This is a genomic window from Streptomyces mutomycini (assembly GCF_001700505.1).
Classification (GTDB): Bacteria; Actinomycetota; Actinomycetes; order Streptomycetales; family Streptomycetaceae; genus Streptomyces; species Streptomyces mutomycini.
Genome location: NZ_MAPV01000320.1, coordinates 1 through 353, shown reverse-complemented (window position 1 = coordinate 353; position 353 = coordinate 1). Strand labels below are relative to the sequence as shown.

Annotated in this window: 1 protein-coding gene; it reads right to left on the bottom strand. The window is 73.4% G+C overall.

Translation table 11 applies throughout. The features are described from left to right. Positions 1–38: 38 nt before the first annotated feature. Positions 39–353 (bottom strand): pirin family protein (locus BFF76_RS30150; RefSeq protein WP_478078226.1); only part of this gene is annotated, 315 nt, incomplete at its 5' end.

Here is a 353-nt window from a genome sequence, read left to right as displayed (position 1 = left end):
CCGCAGCTTCTCCGGATTGAAGCGGCAGCCATGACGCCTCACACCGCGCCGAGCTCCCACACCAGCACCTCGGCCGGCTCCAGCGCCTCCAGTTCCAGCCCCCGCGGCTCCGTGATCCGCGCCGAGTCGCCCTCCCCCAGCAGCTCGTCGCCGAGGCTCACGCGTCCCCGTACGACGTGGACGTAGGCCCCCGCCGCGTCCGGCACCGCGGTTCGCTCGCCCTCCGCCTGCCGGCGGACGTGCAGCATCGCGCCCGCCTCGGGGAGGGCGTACGGCGTGGAGTCGGCGATTCCCGCGACGTGCGTGTACGAGGGCTCACCTCCGGGTTCCAGGGGCGCCAGCCACATCTGAAT